The following is a 22006-nucleotide window of genomic DNA, read 5'->3' as shown; positions in this document are numbered from 1 at the left end:
AATAAAATTTATCTCATTTTAGTATTAAAAGCGAGGACCACATTTAAAGCATTTTCACATTAACTCTTTCATTTCATCAAATTCATACAAATGCACTCCGGCTATTTCTTTATTGGCGGCGGCCACCATGGCTTTGGCTACATCGGCAGCCGCTATGGGCCGGTATTTGCGCCAGGCGCCAATGAGCAGGAAAGAAATGGCGTTCATAAACCCCTTGCCAATGTTTTCTCCCGTTCGGAATTCTTTTCTTTTACCCAGCAAGATCGACGGCCTGAAAATATGGATGCTTTCGAAGGGGAGGGCGGTCACATCTTCTTCGATGCAACCTTTTAATTGGAGATAAAAATTGGCGGCCATGGGATTGGCGCCAATGGCAGAAACCAGCAGGAATTGATTAAAGCCATGCTGAATGCCCAGGCGGGCGGTAATGATGGGAATATCATAGTCAACTTTGCGGTATTCGGTCTTATTTCCTTTTACTTTTTTGCGGGTGGTACCAATGCAGCAAAAGATCACGTCCCCTATATCGATTTTCGCTGCAATGTCTTTTTCATCGTTAAAATTAACCACCTGTATGTCGGCTTTGGGATGATTCAATGAAATCGGTCTGCGTACCAGTATTCTTACCTTGCTAAAAAATTCGTTGTGTAACAGTTCCTGTACCAGGTGCTGACCAATTAATCCGGTCGCGCCCAGCACAACGGCGGTTTTTCGATGCATAATTTGTTATTTTGCCCTGCTGATGACGCAAATTCAACAAAATATTCCGCTTAGGCAATACAACACACTGGGTATTCATGCAATAGCCAGGTTCTTTGCCAATTTTACTTCGGTTGATGAATTGGGTGAATTGATCGAAAATAATCCCGCAAAAGGAGTAAATCCCCTCATTTTAGGCGGGGGAAGTAATATTCTTTTTAAAAATAATTTGAATGGTCTGGTGTTGAAAAATGATATCCCGGGTTTGGATATCGTTAAAGAAGATGCCAATCATATTTATGTAAAGGCCGGTGCCGGGGTGAACTGGCATAGCTTTGTACAGCATTGCCTGCAGCGGAATTGGGCCGGGGTCGAAAACCTTTCGCTCATACCCGGATGTGTAGGCGCCAGTCCCATGCAAAACATAGGCGCTTACGGCGTAGAGATCAAAGAAGTGTTTGAAGAGCTGGAGGCCTGGCACCTACATGACAAAAAAATACATGTATTCAGCGCCAATGATTGCGATTTTGGTTATCGCGAAAGTGTGTTCAAGGGAAAGTACCGCAATCAGTATATTATTTTGAATGTTACCTACCGGTTGAATAAAAAGCCGCGGTTCAATACCAGTTATGGCGCCATTGAACAGGAACTGGAGCGCATGGGCGTACAACAGTTAAGTATACAGGCTATATCGCAGGCGGTGATCAATATCCGCACTTCCAAATTGCCCGACCCGGCAAAGATTGGCAATGCCGGCAGCTTTTTCAAAAATCCATCTGTAGCGGCGAATGTATATGAACAGTTGAAGGATCAGTTTCCCTCTATAGTTGGCTATCCCAATGCCGATGGAACCATTAAACTGGCTGCTGGTTGGTTGATAGAACAAAGCGGCTGGAAGGGCTATCGGCGTGGTGATGCCGGCGTGCATGAAAAACAAGCCCTCGTACTTGTAAATTATGGCAATGCTACGGGCAATGACATTTACAGCCTGAGCGAAGACGTTATGAAAAGCGTTCACGCCAAATTTGGTGTTAGGTTGGAACGGGAGGTGAATGTGGTGTAAAGAAAGTAATTTGTAGTTACTACGCTAACATATAATTGAGATTAGTAATTTCTTTTCTTTGCCGGAAATTGCTGTATGACGCTTGCTCATTATGACTACCTGGTTAGTGAGGATTTTTTGAGTTATGAGTTTTTCAGTGAAGGCCCGAAGGGAAAGATTAGAAAAGTTGTTTTATTTTCCAGGGTAAACCTTTATGGGAAATTTTACTTCAATTTAGCATTTGGTGATTTTAATGAAGCGGGCAACTTCAATGATTTAGTTATAAGTAATAACCAGGATGCGGAAAAGGTTTTAGCAACAGTAGCCCAGGCAGTAATTAAATTTACGAATGTATATCCTGAGGCGCTTATAGTTGCCGAGGGAAGCACACCCTCAAGAACTCGTCGCTATCAAATGGGAATCAATAAGTTCTTGAAAGAGATTGAACTGGATTTTAAGGTATTTGGGCTTTTAAATAATGGCGGGTTTGAACCTTTCAGGTCTGGTGAAAATTATAAGGCCTTTGCTGTTACAAGAAAAAATATTAATTTTATTTAATAATACTTGAATATGCCGGGTAAGAAAAAAAAATATAAAAAGGTAAGTGAGATAAGTGATAAAGTTATGTATCTTACCGTGAGGGACTATACTAAAGATCCTTTTGTTCTCAAAAAGATAGAATCTTCAAAAAAACTAATCGAAAAATACGGCTTACCAAAAATCTGATTAACGGGTAATACATGATCAATTTTATATAAAATGCTCATTTGTAAATATACAGGTGAGCTTTTTTATTTTGTAGAATATGTTGCTCCCTTCAATTCCCCTCCACCACTTTCTTTAACGCCACCAGAATAGGTTTGAGCGTGGCAGGCGTAAAGCCGAATGGCCGGTTGTCTTCCTGAATGAGTTCAACTTTTGTTTGCCCATTATCAGTTGAAAGTATATAGCTGGTTACATTATAGTTTTCTATTTTGTCTTCAATGCCCGGCGTGGGTGTAAACAAATTATATTTTATCAATTCATTGGTACGCATTTCTAAAATCGTTCCCCATTGCTCCAATACTTTTCCTTCGCTTTCTGCAATAAATTTAATGGCATGACCGGCCTGCCAGTCTGATTGTACCCTTCTTCCAAATTGCCATAAACTTACCAGCTCAGGCTGGGTAAGCGCCTCAAATACTTTTTGTGCATCGGCATCGATGAGAACAGATGTGGTGTGGATAGCCATTGTGATGGATTTTAGTTTACTATAATGCTTAACCGGTAAAATGGTTCATTAGAATGGCGTTTTTTTTTCCGCCTAATTCACCAACGCATATACCGCAAAACTGGCCAGCCAGTGTTCGCCGCCATAATGGCCGCTGGCTATGTGGGGCAGACTGCTACTTATTAACCGGTTCGCTGCTTTGAGTAGCATTGCGCGGCGTTTATCTGTTTTAGGCAGCGCATTTGCCAACCCCTTTAAACACCAACTGCGACTGAAACACAATCCATCGAGATGAACGATCTGCAGATCAGTACGGTCACTCACCACCGGTATCTTCATTACATTTTGTAACCCGTTTTCAGGCATATATTGGTTGAACCATTTCATGAATGCAACAGGTTCCAATACCCGGCGCATAAGATCAACTTCTTCGAGCGAAGGTGACAGGAAATCTGAGCCATCGGGCTCCCAACGAATGGGCGCCTGTACATCTTTTCCAAATACATTGATGGCTGTTTTTATAATAGCCTGTTCAAAGTTTTTATTGCCGGCTGCCCTTGCATAATCCAACGCAAACACCAGCCCGAATGCAGTATTGGGATGAACGCCGGTGCGGTTAGGGTAGGTGAGCTTGGGCAGGTAAGCCGTCCACAGTTCAACGATCTTTTGCGTGAGGGGTTGTAATGTGGCATGCCATTGCTGCGCTTTTTCGTCTTTCCATTCCAACAGTTCCTGGTCGAGCCTGAGCAACCAGGCCCAGCCATACGTACGCTCCCACGATTTTGATAATGGGGCGGTAAAATAGGCTACTTCAACAGCTATTTTTTCCGGCGTAATATTTTCGTTAAATACTTTTTCTATGTCGGTCTTTTGCTTAAGATCGGGAAACTTTTTTAACAGGCGGGCCAGCATCCAGTAACCGTGTACACAACTGTGCCAGTCAAAGCATCCATAAAAAACAGGATGCAATTGCCTGGGCGTTAACACCTGGTCGCTGTCGCCGCTGGCGGTATGACCGGTTTTATTGGGATATTCCTGGTAAATGCATTTTAGCGGTAAAGAGGCGAGGTGAGCCACTCCTTCAGCGGTTAAGGAAAACTGCGTGCTGTCGGCGCTCATGGTGTAAAAGGTTGGCTGTTGTGCCCTGACTGTTAAACAGAAACAAATGGATATAAGTGAAGCTAGAATTGCTCTCATAGACCTAAAAATAACGAATATCGAATAATGAATGTCGAATGTAGAAGTGAAAACCCGGTGCGCGGCAATTACTTCAACACCTGCCTGCCGGCAGGCAGGTTCGACATTGGATATTCAACATTCGATATTCGATATTACTAGTTAAAATCATCGCTTTCCAATTCATCGTCGGTGAACGACGTAGCATTGCCAAGCATAGATCCCATGAGGTCTTTAAATTCAATACGGCTTTCGAGTATTTTTTTGCTGATCATGGAGAAGGCTGCCAATCCGTGCAGTACAAACTCCATCAACAACGCGGCTTCTTTTTCATTAGCCTGTTTAAAATACTTTTTCACCAGCGCATGCAGTCCATCCACTTTATACAATTGCTGAATTTTATCTGCATCTTTTGTATGAAAAAGCAGGTTCAGCGAATTGCCTTTATCGAACCAGGATTGTATGGAGCGATAGGGGTTTTCTTCGGCAGCCTGCTGATTGCGTTTTTTCTTCAGCGTTTCAGGATTGGGAAAATACTGGATGAACTGCGACCGGATGGCTTTATCCAACAGGTTCATGGCTACCTGGTACGGGCCTTCCTGTTCGCCTTCATATACCAGTTCTATTTTTCCGGTGATAGATGGAATGAGGCCGATCATATCGCTGATCCATACCTGTGTGGCATTTTCTTTATTGATGATAGCCCGGCGTTCGGCAGAGCTGATGGCATTTTCAAATGCTGAAATGCTTAAACGGGCGGAAACGCCGCTTTTCTTATCAACCAGCTCACTGGCGCGGGCTTCAAAGGAGATCTGCTCTATCAGCCGTTTTACCAGGTCGCTTATTTGCACTTTGCTCTTTTGATCGTGCAGAATGTCGGCTTCCTGTTCGGTAATGGTGAGCGCCGTATCGATGGTTTTGGGATAGTGCGTTAAGATCTGGCTCTCGATGCGGTCTTTTAATGGCGTAACGATAGAACCACGATTGGTATAATCTTCGGGGTTAGCCGTGAATACAAACACAATATCCAATGGCATGCGTAGTTTAAAACCACGGATCTGCACATCGCCTTCTTCCAGAATATTAAACAACGCCACCTGTATGCGGGCCTGTAGGTCGGGAATTTCATTGATCACAAAGATGCCGCGGTTGCTGCGTGGAATGATGCCATAGTGGATCACCCGTTCATCGGCAAAGTTCAAACGCAGATTGGCTGCTTTAATGGGATCGATATCGCCAATGAGGTCGGCTACGCTTACATCGGGCGTGGCGAGTTTTTCGCCATAGCGTTCGCTGCGATGGATCCAGTTAATAGGGGTGGCGTCACCGTATTCCGCCAGTATGTCTTTGGCATGGCGGGAAATGGGATTCAACGGATCGTCGTTGATCTCACTGCCTTCAATGACCGGTACATATTCATCGAGCAATTCGATCATCTGCCGGGCCATCCGGGTTTTCGCTTGTCCGCGCAAACCAAGAAATAAAATGTTATGGCGTGAAAGCAGGGCTCTTTCAACATCGGGTATCACGGTTTCTTCATAGCCAATGATGCCGTTGAAAGTGCTTTCGTTCTTTTGCAATTTGCAGATAAGGTTTTTTCTGATCTCGTCCTTTACTGATTTTGGTTGATAGCCGCTCTTCTTTAGTTCACCCAGGGTTTTTATTTTTGGTATACTCATATCTTATTTTAAAATTTCGGGATTTTGAGATTTCGGGATTTATTGATTTGATCGAAAGCAGAAATTATAAAAATCTCAAAATCAAAAAATCTCAAAATCAGCAATAAATTAATATACTGTCTTTCTTTTCCCATTTTCAAAATCACGGAATATGAAGGCGCCGAGCCGGTCGAGCGAGGCGAAGAAAGCCTTGCCGCTGTTGGTTTCGGTAAATTCCTGTACAAACCGTTGCAGGTAAGGATCGGTAGCGATCATGAACGTGGTAATAGGCACTTTTAATTTTTTGCATTGCGCTGCCAGGTTCAGGCAACGGTTGGTTATGCGACGGTCTAACCCGAAACTGTTCTTATAATACCGTTTGCCAATTTTTAAACAGGTAGGTTTACCGTCGGTGATCATGAAGATCTGTTTATTGGGATTTTTACGGCGGCGCAAAATATCCATGGCCATTTCCAAACCGGCTACGGTATTGGTATGGTAGGGGCCTACCTGTAAATAAGGCAGGTCTTTAATTTCAACCGGCCAGGCGTCGTTGCCGAATACCACAATATCGAGCGTGTCTTTGGGATATTTGGTGGTGATCAATTCGCTGAGCGCCATGGCTACCTTTTTCGCCGGTGTAATGCGGTCTTCTCCATACAGGATCATCGAGTGCGAAATATCGATCATCAGCACGGTAGAGGTTTGCGATTTAAAGTCGGTTTCGCGAATGGCCAGGTCGTCTTCCTGCATGCTGAAGCTATCAATGCCATGATTGATCTGTGCATTGCGGATAGATGTGGTGAAATCGATCTGCTCCAGTGTATCGCCGAATTGAAAGGGCCTGGTTTCCGGATTGATCTCATCGCCGGAGCCGGGTTTAAACGTATGGTGATCGCCTTGTTTGGTTTTCTTTAGCTTACCGAATATTTCTTCAAGCGACCTTTTCCTAATGCCCTGTTCGGTTTTTGAAGTGATCTTTATTTCTCCGCTTACCTGGTTCTCCTGGATGTAACCCTTTTCTTTCAACTCTTCAATGAAATCGCCCATGCCGTATTCTCCGTTCGTAAGCTCATACTCTTTATCGAGCTGGTTCATCCAGTTCAACGCTTCGCTTACATCGCCATTGGTATAGGTAAGCAATTGCATGAACACATCGAGCAACTGCTCGAATTTCGTTTTACCCTGTTGACGGGGATCGAATCTGGTGAAATGATGTCCTATCACTGCTAATCTGTTTTTTTAATAATAAGATCAGGTTCCTGGTCCTTCGCGACTTCGCTCAGGATCCGTATCAAACCCCTTCCACTCTGCTCGGGGTTTACCCAATTTAAGCATTATAATTCATTCAGGAGTACAACAAAGATTGGGAGGAATTGTTGGGGGCGCCCTTTAAAACAGGGAGCTGACTAAAAAGTCTGGCCCCGCCTCTTTTTCATGGTTAGATGGATTGATTGAATACAAAAATAAAGGGGCTAACCTTTTTGGTCAGCCCCTGCATATATTTTTGATATATACTTGTTTACTTCACTGTATCTACCGTTTTGGGTGAATCGGCCGCGGGCAGGGTAGCCGGTGCATTCTCTATGGCACTTTTGCCATTTCCAACACCACCACCATATTGTTTTTCCCAATCAGCCATTTGCATTAACATCTGGAACGAGGAAACAATATCCTGTGCAAACACTTCCTGCTTTTCTGACAGCACGCCGCCCTTGTTGTTCAGGTAATTGGCAGCTTGCATAGCCAGTGCTTCGTTGTTCGATCCTTCATCGCCCAGTGAGCGGTAATATTTCATTTGCTGCTCCAGGTCTGTTTTTGCAGACTGATGTACCCGCTTCGCCAGCTCCATATCGCCACTGCGATAAGCGGCATACAGGAACGTCATGGTAACCCGGTTATGGAAGTTGCCGCGGTTGCTCGTCATACCATAAGGCACGTTGCTTTCCAGCACCTGGCTATCATATTTACGTAACTCCTTGCGGGCTGAATCTTTTTTGTTTGCATCAACCAGCGCCATTCCCAGGAACGCATGCGTTTGGCGAATGCTGTTTATGTGGCGGCGATTTTCTTCATCAAAGTAAACAGATGGTTTGTTGGCATTGCCGTAACCAAATTTCTCCATGATGTTTTTGTAAGCCACATCAATTTGTACGTTGGTGCCTTCCACTGGAACCAGGCGATAGGAGAGGCCTTCCATCCGCACATATTTTTCCAGGCCCAGGTCTTCCAACTCTTGTGTCGACGTAAAGTAAATAGGCCGTTTCCATTTGTTGCCGGCAATAATGGCCAGAACAGCGAGGTCGTTCTTTTGCAGGTAACCTCTCTTGATATCCAGTTTCAGCTCGCTTACCACGCTGTCGCCGGGGTTGAGCGGCATGTTTTTCTTTATCCACTCCACATCAACCGGAACGCTTACTTTGTTAACCGGCAGAATATTGCCCATGTCTTCATCGTTCAACGGCACGGTGTATTTAGGATCGTCGCTGGCGGTTACATTTTTCAACAGGTCGTACAAATCGTAATATTTATTTTGGTCGTACCCTGCCAAAGGCGCACTGTAGTTGGCGCGGCCGAGGTAAGAACCGGTAAATACAACATTTCTTTTATCACCTTCAATTTGTTGCGGTGTAAAGATCACGTCTGTTGGTGCGCTTTCATTTACTTTATAACGCAGCTCATTGATGTACCAGTCGGTGCCCAGCAGGCTATAGTTGATCACGCGGAGATCAGGACGTATTTTTTCTACTTCCTGCGAATACCACAGCGGATAGGTATCGTTATCGCCGAAGGAGATGAGGATACCATCTTTGGCGCAGCTTTCCAGGTAATCTTTACCAATGTCGCGGGCCAGTGTTTTTTTGCTACGGTCATGGTCGTCCCATTCCTGCGAAGCCATGAGTACCGGTACGGCCAGCAGGCACAACCCAAATGCTGCGTAGTCTGGCACTGCGCCTTTTACGTATCGGCTCAGTTGTTCTCTCACCCAAATTACGCCAAGGCCGATCCAAACAGCGAATGCATAGAAAGAACCAACGTATGCATAGTCACGTTCACGTGGCTGTTGGCCCGATTGGTTGAGGTAAACCACAATTGCCAAACCGGTAAAGAAGAATAACAGGAAGTTGATAAGCCAGTCGCGTTTATTGCGGTTTAAATGGAAGATAAAACCGGCAATACCTAACAGGAATGGCAGGAAGAATAATTTGTTATTGGCTTTGTTGGCAGAACCGGCCGTTACGGGCAATTCTTCGGGGGTACTATGCCCGAATGCTTTATCAACAAAATTGATACCGCTGTTCCAGTTTCCATCGCGGCGGTTGCCAAAACCTTGCAGGTCGTTTTGTTTACCGGCAAAATTCCACATGAAATAGCGCCAGTACATCCAACGGAATTGGTAGTCGAGGAAGTAACGGATGTTATTTCCGAATCCCGGTTGTTCCTCGGCGTTCAAACCTCCAAACGTGCGATATACATACTCCTGGTTACGCTCGTTGCCATTATCCCACATGCGCGGAAAAATGTGCGGTCCAATCTTGTCTACGTTCCAGTCAGGGTGTTGTTGTGCCAGCCCTGCTTTATCTTCTTCAGAAGGAGGCGCGCTGAAATTTTGTTTACGGGTTTTACCGGCCGTTACGTATTTGTCTTCGCCTTTTACATACAATTCGCCGGTAGTTTCAAAGGGCGAGCGGTATACGAAGTCAGGACCGTACAGAATTGGCCAGTCGCCATACTGTTCACGGCTTAAGTAACCAACCAGGCTCACCGGGTTGTCAACATTGTACATGTCTACCGAAGGATTGGCAGATGACCGCACCAGGGTAGTGAAATAGGTTGAATAACCGAGGATGAGGAAGATGGTTGACCAAAGACCGATCTTCAGGAAAGAGATAATATTATTTTTTGCATAGTAGCAAATGGCAATAAGAACACCCAGTCCTAGCAACAACGCAATAAAAGTTCCCGCGGAATGAATGAAGGGGAAACAGAATAATAAGATAATGGCCGATAACCAAACCGGGAAAACGGTAAACTTGCGGACCTGGGCATCGGTGAACAGCAGACCCACGATCAACAGGGCGCTGAGCAGTAAGAAGTAAGTGCCAAATCCAACGAAGAATGGCGTACCCAGGTTATTGACAAAGAAAATATCGAATAAGCCGGCGCCTTTAATTGACCATTGGATGATGGCAACCTGTACCAGGCCGGTGATCACACAACCGATAAAGAAGGCGGCTACGGTTCCCCACCGGGTTACTTTATAGCGTTTGAAATAATACACCATTACGATGGCGGGAATGGTCAACAGGTTCAACAGGTGCACGCCGATCGACAAACCCATCATATAAAAAATAAATATCAGCCAGCGGTCGGCCCGGGAGAATTTATGGCCGTCGGTTTTGCTTTCCTGGTCAACTTCGTGTTCCCATTTAAGGATGGCCCAGAAAACCACAGCGGTGAACAGGGACGACAGGGCGTACACCTCACCTTCTACGGCGCTGTACCAGAACGAATCGGAGAAAGTATAGGCCAGGGCGCCAATAGCACCGGCACTCATTACAGTGAACAGTTGCTGTTTGTTTAAGTCGGCGCCATCCACTTTTACCAGTTTGCGGGCAAAATGGGTGATGGTCCAGAAGAGGAATAATATGGTGAAGCCACTGGCGATGGCGTTCATGAAGTTTACGCCGAGTGCGGCATTGGCGGGATTATCGCCAAATAAAACGATAAAAAAGCGGCCCAGCAAAACGAATAGAGGCGCTCCGGGCGGGTGGGGGATCTGGAGTTTAAAGGCACTGGAGACAAATTCGCCGCAGTCCCAAAAACTGCCGGTTGGTTCCATAGTGAGTACGTACACGCTGCAAGCAATCAGGCACACGACCCAACCCACTATGTTGTTCACTCGGTTAAAATTCATAAAGTGTTGGTTTAAAAGAATGGGCAAATATAAGTTCTAAGTTTTAAGTTTTGAGGTCAAAGTTTATGTTAACTATTAGATTGTTTGGGGGTTAGAACGGGTTGCCGGTTGCCGGGTACCAGTTTGGAACCGGTAGGGGCCGGGGATGGGGTGAATAATGGCAGGGTAAATAAAACTGGTTGAAAATGCGGGAAATATTGTAGAATTTACATGAAAAGCTTAATCTTTGCCGTTTTGTATCTAATATAAATAATAAAGATTATACCCTATTTAAAATAGCCAGCCTGTATGATTAAAAACCGGTTCCTTAGAAAGTTGTACGTATGGTATCGCGAACGGTATTTCTGGAAATTAAAAAAGAAAAAGGTAGAAGAGATCTTTTCCGACGTTTATAAAAATAATGAGTGGGGCGGAACACCCGGAACATTTCATTCCGGAGAAGGTACCCATAATCCTAATTTTTTGGTATACGTAGAAAATGTGGCTGCATTTATCAATGAGCATAAGGTGAAATCTGTTCTTGATATTGGCTGTGGCGACTTTAAAGTAATGTCGAAAATTCTGGAAAAGGTAGACGTCAATTATACCGGTGGCGATGTAGTTAAAGAATTGATAGAACATCATCAACAACACTACGCAACTGACAAAACCAGGTTTATTTCTTTGAATGCGATTGAGGATGATCTTCCCGATGCGGAAATGGTAACAATAAGGCAGGTTTTGCAACATTTAAGTAATGACCAGATCCTTAAGATCTTAAGTAAATTATCAAAATTCAGGTATGTGCTGATCACTGAGCATATGCTACTCGGGGACCTTGTTGCTCCTAATATTGATAAAATTCCCGGCCCGCATATCAGAACCAGGGTGTTCTCAAGCGTTGTTATTGATGCTCCTCCATTTAATGTGAAAAATGCAAAAGTTCTATTTGAATATCGATTCGATGAGAAGATAAAATCCAGGTTATACCCCGCGGTGATCAGGGCTTACCTGGTGACGAATAAATAAAAGAGTAGGATCAATTCAAATACCGGGAGCGTACAGAAGGAAAGCGAAGCGTTCTTTCAACATCAGTACGGCTATAGTATGCCTATGGTACAGCTGATCTGGATATTTCACCCAAAAAGGATTTTCACCGTTTGGTAGAATAACCGGCTTTGGAGATGTTGCGCCTGTTCGGTAAAGCCCTGCAGGCCGAACAAGCCGGCGGCATTACCCTTATTGATGGCTATTTCAAGGTAACCTGCCGCATTGAAGAGAGCCAGCTTTTCCCCTTCAGACACATCGGCGTACGTTTCGCCAATTTTATCGATCACTTCATTGCGTTTAAAAACGATGCGAAAAGGCCGTCCTTTGCGATGTTCTTCAAACTGGTCGCGGGTAATATTCACGACGATATTCTCGAAATGATCTATAAAGATGATCTGTCCTTCCATCCAGTTCTCGCCCAACAACGGACGTAAATGGTTCTTTTCAATAAAAGGCACATCCGGAATGCCAATATCCTGTAACCGGGCGCCGCCGTGCAGTTGTTGAATGGCGTCACCCATAACCTGTGTGAGGTACAACGTATTCTTTATAGCCTTGGGATCAAGCGGCAGACCAATGATCATTTCCGGTTTGTCTTCCAGGATCATGGTGAGCAAACCATTGTCGGCGCATAAAATATATTGCTCCTGGTGCCAGGCCAGTAAAAGTTGCTCGGGTTTCTTTTCAAACAAATTGAGCAGCAGCAAATGAAAAGTGTGGGAAGGGAACTGCTTTATGGCATTGCGACAAACATATGCTGCCTGCGGATAATTGAATGGGGAGATGGTATGCGAAACATCAACCAGCGTAAACGCCGGATTGAGTTGCAATAACCGGCCTTTTACCGCACCCACCAGGTAGTCTTGCATACCAAAATCAGAAGTGAGGGTTAGTAAAGGCATTCGAGGAATTAAAAATTAAAAATTAGAAATGAGAAATGAAAAAGGTAAAGCAAGACCTGCAGTTCGTTATTTAGTTAATTCGTTGTTTTTAAAAAAGAATTTGTACACCAGCTTATCTGTTAGCGAAGGAAAGAGTTTATTCATAAAGATGGTTCTTTTACCATTAAAGGTAAGCACCAGCGTACGCTTACGGTGTTCTATGGCTTTTAAAATTTCACGGGAGCATTCTTCAGCACTCATCAAACTGGCTTCATCGAGCGGGGATTCGCCTTGCGGGATACCCTGTTCATTAAGGGCTGCATTGCGAATATTAGAAGCAGTAAAACCCGGGCACACCCACATAACATGTACACCGGTATGTAATAATTCGGTACGAATGGCTTCCAGCCAACCCTGCAGGGCAAATTTAGAAGCAGAATAGGCGGCGCGGCCCGGTAATCCCCGGTAACCGGCAATGGAAGAAACGCCTACGATGGTTCCCTTTCTTTCTAAAATGGAGGGTAATGCATATTTGGTGCAATACACGGAACCAAAAAAGTTAACATCCATTACTTTTTTGATCACTTCAATATCGGCATCGTTAAATAAAGCGCGCATGCTGATACCGGCATTGTTGATGAGGATATCGATTCCGCCGAACGTTTTAATAGTAGATTCAATAAAGCGCTGGCAATCGGCCTCTTTGCTCACATCGCAGGTAATGGTATGCAACATGACGTTGGCGTGCTGTAATTGCAGTGTATATAATTTATCATAATTGCGCGCACAGGTAGCCACTTTTGCACCTGCGGCGATACAAGCGTCAACCAAAGCCTTTCCGATCCCATCGCTTCCACCCGTAATAGCTACAACCTTATCTTTTAAAAATGACATAGCGTTACATTTGTAATTACAAAAATAGCGGAGTTAACCCGCTGAAAAAATACAAGTTGAGAAAATAGTTCATGATTTTTTTTCAAAAAATTTGGTGGGATTTGATTTTCCCCTATTTTTGCACTCCCAAAATAAACGCACCGATACAAAAACGGTCAGAAGAAAAAGAAAATGAAGGAGTTGGAAAGAAATTTTGGGTAAGATCTTACAGGAAAAAGTAATAAAAAGTTTATCTTGCGGCTCAATTGAAAAACATTGAGATCTAAAGTTAATCTTAAAGGTTATAAAAGTTTTTAGGTTGATCTCGTAGCTCAGTTGGTAGAGCACAACACTTTTAATGTTGGGGTCCTGGGTTCGAGTCCCAGCGGGATCACAGAAATGGTAAGAGGCTATCAAATTTGGTAGCCTCTTTTTTTATGCCTTGTATGTACATGCTATAGGATCAAATTGAACTTTTTTTTCACATGGAAAAAAGATAAAAGAGCCCTGCCTACGAAATACAACTCTCGACAAAATTGTATGCCCTCTGTGCAGATGCGATAATCCCCAGCTTATAATCCTTCTTCAACCTCTTCGTTACTACTGTAGCTTCCAACCCCGCCTTTTATCAATACTTTGCCTCAGCCTTTAAATAGATCTTTTTCTTTTCTGCCTGCTTTTGAATGCTTTTATATATTTTATTTGTAAAAGAGCTATCTACTTCTGTTGCTTTACGACCTTTCAGGTCCTTTTCAATAAATTCCTGTCTTTGTTTTGTAAACTTCCTCAACTCATTATGTAAGCTATCCCGCTGAGTAATTTTTTGTTCAATGAATTTTATCCGCTGGGCAGATGTCATGTTTTTCATAACATCTGGTAATTCTTCGCTTTTGATCGTATCTGGATTGACTGACTTTTCTTTATAACTTTCCAATAATTCCTTCTTCCCGTAATATGCTTCTTTCCCGGTTTTGGTTGAATTAAACTCTGCCCGTTGCGCCTTAATATTTACTTTAACGGCGCCACTTATCGATTTGCTCTTGGCTATTTTTTCAGCGGAAAGGAATTTCTCCGCTGCATTGCCATAATAAAGCCTTGTTTCATCCAACTTATCAGATATGTCAGCAATCGCAGAATCATAAGGAGTAGTTACAACTATATCATTGGCGTTCATGCCCACTTGTGTATAGCTGCCCTGATTGCATAATGCAATTTCCTTCCAAACACGCATTGCCAGCTGATCATTGCCCATCAGGATTGTATTTAATACAATGTCCTTTTGTTTAGCCATAGAACAACTAACAGGATATTTTACATCATTCCGGTAGTCCATATGCGGAGGGCAATCTCCTACAAGAAATACCGTTTTATATGTATGGGTAGAACTATCCCACTTAAATTTTGTAATCGATTCATGTAATGCCTGATTAACACTTTCCGGAGTATCTCCTCCACCATCGGCGTTTATCTGCATCAATTTTTCATATACATCATCTATGTCACTGGACAGTGCAACCTGCCTGGTTACAAACACATCCCCTCTGTCGCGATAAAATAGGAGCCCAATCTCAATAACAGGAGCAGGATCAGCCTGGGCAAGGCTTCCGGCTATTGACCATATTTTTTCCTTGGCAGCACCTATCAGGCCGCTCATGCTTCCTGTAGCATCTAAGGCAAATACGACCTGTATCCTTGATTGAACCGAATCTGGCTTGTCTGAAACTTTGTCAGATTTTATCTGCTCTGGTCGCTGGTCTCCATTCTTAAATGCATAAAAGCATAGGGCCCCTATACACAATGAAGCACTAAAAAATGTTATAACAGAAAAGAAAGATCTTTGATTCATGGGCGGTTAATTTTAGGTGATGCCTGATAGGATCCCCAAAAAAACTGTTTCCATAAAACGGATTGTTAAGTAAAATATAAAAGGCGCAGGTATAGGCGGTTTCTAAAAAATAACACCGGGTAATAACTGTCTTAAAAAAAATCCAGACCTTTGCCTTTCCATTTTAAAATACGAATGATGAAAGCAGCGTTTCCGATGGCCTTTGCTCACTAAGTTGTACCAGGATCTTTTCGCTGCATTCCATATGTAGCCCGCTCCGATCCGAATAGCACTCCCGGAATTCACCAGGAGAAACCCAATTTATTTACTTTTCATTTGTTAGGAGATGCCCAATCCATATATCTCATTATTACAGACCGCCTGGCATTATGCCCGCCATGAACAAAAGAAATATGTACTTGTATATACGTTATTTTTTTTCTCCAATGTGATCTTCTCTATGAACCCCATTCTTTTTGGCTGGTTCGTAGGGAAAATTCAGCAGGATACCCGGCAGGTTTTTTATTATGCCTTTATATACGCCATTACCTATTTTGGAATGAAGCTCGTACAATGGAGCTTCCACGGCCCTGCGCGCATTATGGAGCGTAAGCTGGCCTTCAACCTCAGCCGGAACTTCCTGATGGAGCGTTATCACCAGGCCCTGCACCTGCCGGTAAAATGGCACCAGGACCATCACAGTGGTTCCACCATCAATCGTATCCGGAAAGCCTATGAAGCCCTGAAAGAATTTTTTGACCAGGGATTCATGTACATCCACGCGCTGGCAAAGCTGGTGTTTTCGGTGATCGCCATGCTGTATTTCTCTCCGCTTTTTGGCAGCATCGGAATACTGCTCGGTATTTTCACCATTTGGGTGATCATGAAATTCGACAAACCTTTTATTAAAACACTCGATGAAGTGAATGAGCGGGAACACGTTGTTTCTTCCACGCTGTTCGACAGCCTGTCGAACATAATGACCGTGATCACGCTTCGTCTTGAAAAAAGCATGGAAAGCGGATTGTTGAGCAAAGTGCAGTTGATTGCACGGCCATTCAGAAAGAATGCTGCCATCAATGAATGGAAATGGTTTGTAGCCGATATGCTGGTTACCATTATTTATGTTGTGATCGCTGCGGGGTATGTATACCAGAACTGGGAATCGGGTAAAGTGTTCCCGGTGGCTGGACTTGTTACCCTGCTGGGCTTTGTTAACCAGTTCACCACCGTATTCCACGATGTTGCGTGGCAATACACTCAAATTGTACAGTATAACACACATGTTGAAACGGCCCGGAATATTGAAAAGGCTTACGAGGAACAGCACCGCCCCGACCAGCACATCGATTTGCCAGCTAACTGGCAAACCATTGAGATCAGCAATCTCAATTTCTCGCACCGTACCGGGTACGACAGCGAACACGCCCCGCAAAGCCTGCATAAACTGCACCTTACCATAGGCCGCGGAAAAAAGATTGCCCTGATCGGTGAAAGCGGTAGCGGCAAGAGTACCTTGTTGGCTTTATTAAGAGGGCTGTACAATCCCGAAGCGGGTATGCAGTTACTGGTAGATGGCAAACCTTTTTCACTGGCCACCATCAATGAAACCGTAACGCTGTTCCCACAGGAGCCGGAGATCTTTGAAAATACCATTGCATACAATATTACACTTGGACTTCCCTTTGCCAACGAAGACATAATGGACGTTAGCGAAAGCGCCCATTTCACTGATGTGATCCACCATTTGCCCAAAGGATTGGAATCGGACATCCGGGAAAAAGGGGTAAACCTGTCTGGAGGACAGAAACAGCGGCTGGCATTGGCCCGCGGTATTCTGGCAGCCCGTGAAAGCGAAGTGGTGTTATTGGATGAGCCTACCAGCAGCGTTGATCCGAAAACGGAAGCAATGATATACCAGAAAATGTTTAGCGCTTTTGAAAACAAGGTGCTCATTTCCTCCATGCATCGCCTGCACCTGTTGTATCAGTTCGATTATATTTATGTGCTGAAGCAGGGGAGGGTTGCCGCGGAAGGAACGTTTGAATACCTGCGCGAACACAGTCCCATTTTCCAGGAACTGTGGAAGCATCAGAAGGATGTGGTTAAATAAGGGTAAATGACATCAGGGATGTAAATAGTATGAAATAAAGACACTATTTACTTTGTCGCTTTTTTATTGTTTTTACTTCAAGATCAAATACCAGCGGGGTAAACGGAGGAAACATTGAATTACCTGTTTCTCCATAGGCCAGTGCCGATGGTATGATCAATGTAACACAGGCACCCGCGGGAAAACGTAACAACGCTTCGTCGATTGCCGGGATGGTTTTGGGCAAACCTGCTATTGAACTATCTGGCCTGTAACTGCGAACTTCATCATATATGCCTGCCTTAATGGCTGTATCCTTGTTACTGGTATCAAAGATCTTACCGGTAATATACCTGCCTGTATACTCAAATTGCACAGTGTCGCCCGGCGTGGACGGTGGTCCGTTCCCTTTTTTTGAAACAACGTAGTATAAGCCTGACGCAGTTTTATCAGGTGTTAGTTTGTTAGAGGAAAGGTACCTGTTAATTTTTACCGGTTCCTGCAACCTGCCATTGGCAGCCTCCGCCGCCAGAAATTGCTGAACTACCTTTTGAAATGTGCTGTCAGTCATATTATTCCGGGGAATGACCTTTTCTACTTTAACGGTAAATAACAGGTATTTCCCTTTGGCATGCGCGGGCCGGGGCACATTCAATATGATTTGCATAGAATCAAAGTTGAGCATGAACGTAGCGCTGTCACCCTCGCTCAATAACCCGAGCCCGGCAAAGATATCACCTGCAAAAAAGGGCTTTTGTTGTTCAAGAAATACCGGATGCCCGGTTTCATAAGAGCTGGCCAGGAATGCACCATTCTGTGTACGATGGATAAAGTGAACCGATAGATAGTCGCCGTTTTGTATATGTGCACCAGGGTGGTCGTTATGAATAATATACTGCATGTCTGCCGGTCCTTTTTTATAACCTGTGCAACCGGCAAGTAGAATAACAATGCCTGTTAAAAGGTGCATGATCTGATTCATAAACAAATATTTATTTAACAAAAGCCACCTTTGGGAAAGGGTGGCTTCTTGTCAGGAGGCTTGCGGTTTAGTTATACGCCATCGCGTTGCATGGCTCCTACAATGCGTGCATTGCGCTGACCATTAACGGTACTCCATTCATTGTTATAATTTAATCCATATGGCCAGAAAGAATGTCCGTCGGCGCTTAATGTGGAAGCAGGGCTTTCGCCTACCATGCTTCTAAGCATAGCCAGGGCATAGGCTCCTGTGTACTTACCGTTTACAACCAGTTGGTTCCAGCGGCTTGTTGTGCCAATGCCCTGGGTATGTGCTATTTCGTGCATGGCTGTACGCTGGTTCATATACGACCTGTTAGCCCCGAAACGGATAGTGCCATTCACGTTTCCATCTGCTGTAGGAACCCCGGTATTGTATTCTACCCGAAGGTTGCCGCTGCAATAGGTGGTTTGTTGGTTATACATGGTTACCGCGGCGTTCATGGCTGCTGTGATCCTGTTATAGGCGTCTAACTGGTCGGCAGTGGGGTTGGCAGCCCTTACCAGGTACCAGGTGATGGTGGCCTCTGTAGCAGGAGTGGGTGTGGTTGTTACCGTATTTTCTGTTGCAGGATCGGGAGAGGTTACTGCTTTATTACAACCTGTATTGCTTGCGATCGCTATAAATAAAAGCAAGATGCTTGTAATTCGTATTGGCAAGGCAAATCGATTCATAGTTGAAAAGTTTAATAATTAATGAATAAAAACCAATTCAAGCCTCCTGATGGAAGAGCACAATGAATGAGCTTGGGTAATTAAATTACGAAGCAGGAGAATATAACCCGGAGGGGTAATTGGTTTTTAAAGGGGGACATTTTAGGATTTTGGCCTAAAATCAGGTCCGCATCATTTAATAGAGGTAGAAAGTAAATCATCCAAAACTTGTCTCGGTTCCTCGCGATTACTGAAAACAATTATTCCTTCTTTATTAATTAAAAAGACAGATGGAATTGAATTGCCGCCAAATTTCCTGTAAATATCTCTTGAGCGGTCTAAGAGGGTCGTCCAGGTTATGTTATTGGCTGCCATAGCTTTTTTAAAGGCAATGGAATCAGAATCGATACTTATGCTTATTACTTGTAATTTATCTGTACTGTGAGATTCACGGATCTTTTTGATATGAGGCATTTCATCCAGGCAGGGACCGCACCAGGAAGCCCAGAATTGCAGCAGCACATATTTCCCCTTATAATTGCTTAAATGAATGGTTGCGCCTGAAACATCTTTTGCTGTAAAATCGAGTGCTTTGCATCCTTTCCTGCAGTGCATGGCGCCTTCCATAGTATTAAGGATCTCTTTTCCCTCAAAACTATTTTTTAAAGCAGCAGGAAATGATGCGAATACTATTTTCAGGGTGTCATAATATTTTTGGATAAATGCAGGCCACATGAAGTGACGTTTAAATTGCCAGAAATAATAATAGCTGTCATTGTTCTGGCTTACAAATTCAAGGCGTTTTTTAACTATATTGCTCCATTTGGCATTTATAAGTTGTAGTAACGAATCTTTATATTTTCCTTCTGTGGCGCTTGCATATTTTTCATTCAGCTCCTCCTCTTCTGCGGTTTCCTTTTGTGTAAACAAGTGAAATTTTTTGTGTTCCGGAATACGCCTGATCTCAATGGCATTTGACAGTTTGAAACTATCAAAAGGAAAAGCCAGCGAATCACCCTTTCTGCACTCCGAAAAAACAAGGGAGGAATGTCCTTCCTTCAAAAAAAACTCATTGCTGTGAAAGGTGCTTTCTGTTTTGGGGTATAGCACCGCCAGTGTTACATACTTTGAATAAAAGACGCCGGAAATGGTGGTTTTATTTTTAATAAGCGCTTGGGGCACAGGGTACATCGTTTTACCATCTTCATATAGTATTTTAACTTTTCGGGTGTCGATGCTTTCCGGAAAGCGGATCAGGGTAGTGAATTGCTTTTGAGCATGGCAAACCTGGGCAAACAAAACCAAAATAGAAATTATACACCTTGTCATTGTGTAGTGTTTTAAATTTCCGCTTTTCTGGTTTGTTCGAACGTTTTTAAAGATAAGATATGTTAGTGGATAATTGAAGCCAGCTAGGTTTTTATTTCCGGCTGGGCTTTATCTGTTTCTATTTCTAATTTTTTCAAAGCTACGGCATAATCATTCGGCTGCAGGGAAGAGCCTTTATGGGCGCTCCAGGCTTTTGCAAATTCAGCGCCCAGGTATAAAATGATCGCAGAATAATAAACCCATAATAATAAAATGACAAGTGACCCGGCTGCCCCGTATGTAGTGCCAATTTTACTTTTTCCAATGTAAAAGGATACCCCGAATTTCCCCACCATAAATAAAATGCTTGATGCCAGCGCTCCTGGTAATACATCTTTCCATTTTGTTTTTGCATCGGGAAGAACTTTAAAGATCAGCAAAAACAAAGCGGTGATAACTATAAAGGAAATAACTAAATTCAAAATATAGAATAATACAACAGTTACATCAGGTAAACTTGCTTTCAATCTATTACTCAATCCTTCAACAACACTTGTGATCGCCAAAGAAACGAGTAATAAAAAGCCCAGGCTAATTATAACTGAAAAAGATAAAAACCGGCTTCTGAAGATCTTCCATATCCCTTTTTGGGGTTTGGCCTTAAACCCCCATATGGTATTTATTGAATCCTGTATTTCGGCAAACACAGCCGTTGCGCTAAACAGCAGCGTTGCAATTCCGATTACCGCAGCCATTGTTTCCTTTCCGCTCAAAGAGGCGTTTTTAATTATTACCTGAAGCTGCTTCGCTGCATCCGCACCAACAAATGCCTGCATCTGGTTATCTATTGTTCCCTGTATAGCTTCCTCACCTAAAAAGAAGCTACATAAAAAGATAATTACAACCAGTAATGGCCCGAATGAAAAAATAGTGGTGTAAGCAAGCGAGGCGCTCAGTTTGGGGATCTTATCTTCGGCAAAGTTTTTAAAAGATTGCACAAGTACTTTCCATATAGCTTTTAGTTGTTTCATTTTTTAAACGGCTTATGGTTTCAGCTTTGTACTATCGCTTCATTTAATTTCACTAAAATAATCATACCATAACCGGTAAATTGCTTACCTGTTTATGTTCTTTGATTGCGTTCAGTTTACCAATTGCCGGCTTATATCTCTGGCTGGGTAAAACAAGAAAAAAGAAACGCGAATAGGGAAAATCTTTATGTGACGGGCGAAATCTTTCCCGTCAATGCTCCGGCCCGAAGTGTTCCTCAGGTAATGCTATTTCCCGGAGGTATCTTAGTGTCTGTTGAATGCATTGCGCTTTTGTAGTCATTAAGGGGCAATGACTTTACCCGCTTCAAAGACATGATGCTGAATGAATTTTATACTTTGTGCGAATAGTTCCTCACCAATCACAACGACACCTGTATTACCAATTACTGGGCCAACCGGAACCTGTGTAATTTGGCGGCCATCCTTTCGATCGGGGTACCGCTTTGTGGCGGCTCCGGTTTTATTAATTGTTTGATAATGAAATCCTTTGCGAATGGTCATGAAAAAATATTGAAAAAACTGGTTACGCATATAAAGTGAATTGTACATTTATATTGAAACCGGGATTA

At 43.5% G+C, this 22006-nt stretch carries 18 protein-coding genes and 1 tRNA gene; 5 read left to right on the top strand and 14 right to left on the bottom strand.

The window, feature by feature from the left end; translation table 11 throughout:
- Window positions 1–54 precede the first annotated feature (54 nt).
- Entirely contained in the window at window positions 55–720 is a 666-nt protein-coding gene (locus tag FAM09_RS12830; protein WP_136577517.1) for an NAD(P)H-binding protein, read from the bottom strand.
- A gap of 22 nt (window positions 721–742) precedes the next feature.
- Here FAM09_RS12830 and murB point away from each other — a divergent pair, with 22 nt between their 5' ends.
- The gene (murB, locus tag FAM09_RS12825) at window positions 743–1762 is read left to right on the top strand and encodes a UDP-N-acetylmuramate dehydrogenase (protein WP_136577516.1); all 1020 of its coding nucleotides are present in this window, start codon (window positions 743–745) and stop codon (window positions 1760–1762) included.
- A gap of 75 nt (window positions 1763–1837) precedes the next feature.
- Window positions 1838–2299 (top strand): DUF6934 family protein, encoded by a 462-nt coding sequence (locus FAM09_RS12820; RefSeq protein ID WP_136577515.1) that lies wholly within the window; start codon window positions 1838–1840, stop codon window positions 2297–2299.
- Between the two features lie 259 nt (window positions 2300–2558).
- Here FAM09_RS12820 and FAM09_RS12815 read toward each other — a convergent pair whose 3' ends face one another.
- The 5 genes from FAM09_RS12815 to FAM09_RS12795 form a co-directional block, all read right to left on the bottom strand.
- The gene (locus FAM09_RS12815) at window positions 2559–2972 is read right to left on the bottom strand and encodes an SRPBCC family protein (protein WP_136577514.1); all 414 of its coding nucleotides are present in this window, start codon (window positions 2970–2972) and stop codon (window positions 2559–2561) included.
- 72 nt (window positions 2973–3044) lie between these two features.
- Entirely contained in the window at window positions 3045–4148 is a 1104-nt protein-coding gene (locus tag FAM09_RS12810; RefSeq protein ID WP_136577513.1) for a DUF2891 domain-containing protein, read from the bottom strand.
- 137 nt (window positions 4149–4285) lie between these two features.
- Window positions 4286–5806: a sigma 54-interacting transcriptional regulator gene (locus FAM09_RS12805; protein WP_136577512.1), complete on the bottom strand. Its 1521-nt coding sequence runs from the start codon at window positions 5804–5806 to the stop codon at window positions 4286–4288.
- Window positions 5807–5914: 108 nt separating this feature from the next.
- On the bottom strand, window positions 5915–7012 hold the full coding sequence (locus tag FAM09_RS12800; RefSeq protein WP_136577511.1) for a vWA domain-containing protein: 1098 nt from the start codon (window positions 7010–7012) through the stop codon (window positions 5915–5917).
- Window positions 7013–7307: 295 nt separating this feature from the next.
- Complete coding sequence (locus tag FAM09_RS12795; protein ID WP_136577510.1) at window positions 7308–10703, bottom strand: glycosyltransferase family 117 protein; 3396 nt, start codon at window positions 10701–10703, stop codon at window positions 7308–7310.
- A gap of 288 nt (window positions 10704–10991) precedes the next feature.
- On the opposite strand from FAM09_RS12795, the gene FAM09_RS12790 reads away from it, so the two are divergent.
- The gene (locus FAM09_RS12790; protein ID WP_136577509.1) at window positions 10992–11711 is read left to right on the top strand and encodes a class I SAM-dependent methyltransferase; all 720 of its coding nucleotides are present in this window, start codon (window positions 10992–10994) and stop codon (window positions 11709–11711) included.
- A gap of 107 nt (window positions 11712–11818) precedes the next feature.
- Here FAM09_RS12790 and FAM09_RS12785 read toward each other — a convergent pair whose 3' ends face one another.
- Entirely contained in the window at window positions 11819–12634 is an 816-nt protein-coding gene (locus FAM09_RS12785; RefSeq protein WP_136577508.1) for an SAM hydrolase/SAM-dependent halogenase family protein, read from the bottom strand.
- A gap of 66 nt (window positions 12635–12700) precedes the next feature.
- Window positions 12701–13507, bottom strand: coding sequence for an SDR family oxidoreductase (locus FAM09_RS12780; RefSeq protein ID WP_136577507.1), 807 nt, complete (start codon window positions 13505–13507; stop codon window positions 12701–12703).
- Between the two features lie 300 nt (window positions 13508–13807).
- On the opposite strand from FAM09_RS12780, the gene FAM09_RS12775 reads away from it, so the two are divergent.
- Window positions 13808–13880 (top strand) — tRNA-Lys (locus tag FAM09_RS12775).
- 234 nt (window positions 13881–14114) lie between these two features.
- On the opposite strand, the gene FAM09_RS12770 is transcribed toward FAM09_RS12775, so the two are convergent.
- Window positions 14115–15332: a vWA domain-containing protein gene (locus FAM09_RS12770; RefSeq protein ID WP_136577506.1), complete on the bottom strand. Its 1218-nt coding sequence runs from the start codon at window positions 15330–15332 to the stop codon at window positions 14115–14117.
- Between the two features lie 325 nt (window positions 15333–15657).
- Between FAM09_RS12770 and FAM09_RS12765 the strand changes: the two genes are divergently transcribed.
- Complete coding sequence (locus FAM09_RS12765) at window positions 15658–17424, top strand: ABC transporter ATP-binding protein (RefSeq protein WP_136577505.1); 1767 nt, start codon at window positions 15658–15660, stop codon at window positions 17422–17424.
- A 43-nt stretch (window positions 17425–17467) separates the two neighbouring features.
- Here the strand turns inward: FAM09_RS12765 and FAM09_RS12760 are convergent, their stop codons facing one another.
- From FAM09_RS12760 to FAM09_RS12740, 5 genes are all read right to left on the bottom strand, one after another.
- On the bottom strand, window positions 17468–18385 hold the full coding sequence (locus tag FAM09_RS12760) for an FKBP-type peptidyl-prolyl cis-trans isomerase (RefSeq protein WP_136577504.1): 918 nt from the start codon (window positions 18383–18385) through the stop codon (window positions 17468–17470).
- 71 nt (window positions 18386–18456) lie between these two features.
- Window positions 18457–19098, bottom strand: coding sequence for a hypothetical protein (locus FAM09_RS12755; RefSeq protein ID WP_208025554.1), 642 nt, complete (start codon window positions 19096–19098; stop codon window positions 18457–18459).
- A gap of 171 nt (window positions 19099–19269) precedes the next feature.
- Window positions 19270–20406 (bottom strand): TlpA disulfide reductase family protein, encoded by a 1137-nt coding sequence (locus FAM09_RS12750; RefSeq protein ID WP_136577503.1) that lies wholly within the window; start codon window positions 20404–20406, stop codon window positions 19270–19272.
- An 83-nt stretch (window positions 20407–20489) separates the two neighbouring features.
- Complete coding sequence (locus FAM09_RS12745; RefSeq protein ID WP_136577502.1) at window positions 20490–21416, bottom strand: YihY/virulence factor BrkB family protein; 927 nt, start codon at window positions 21414–21416, stop codon at window positions 20490–20492.
- 300 nt (window positions 21417–21716) lie between these two features.
- Window positions 21717–21938, bottom strand: coding sequence for a hypothetical protein (locus tag FAM09_RS12740; RefSeq protein WP_136577501.1), 222 nt, complete (start codon window positions 21936–21938; stop codon window positions 21717–21719).
- Between the last annotated feature and the right edge of the window lie 68 nt (window positions 21939–22006).

Origin of the sequence: Niastella caeni (assembly GCF_004834005.1) — a bacterium.
Taxonomy (GTDB): domain Bacteria; phylum Bacteroidota; class Bacteroidia; order Chitinophagales; family Chitinophagaceae; genus Niastella; species Niastella caeni.
The sequence above is the reverse complement of the archived record's forward strand: the minus strand, read 5'-3'. Positions and strand labels throughout refer to the sequence as shown.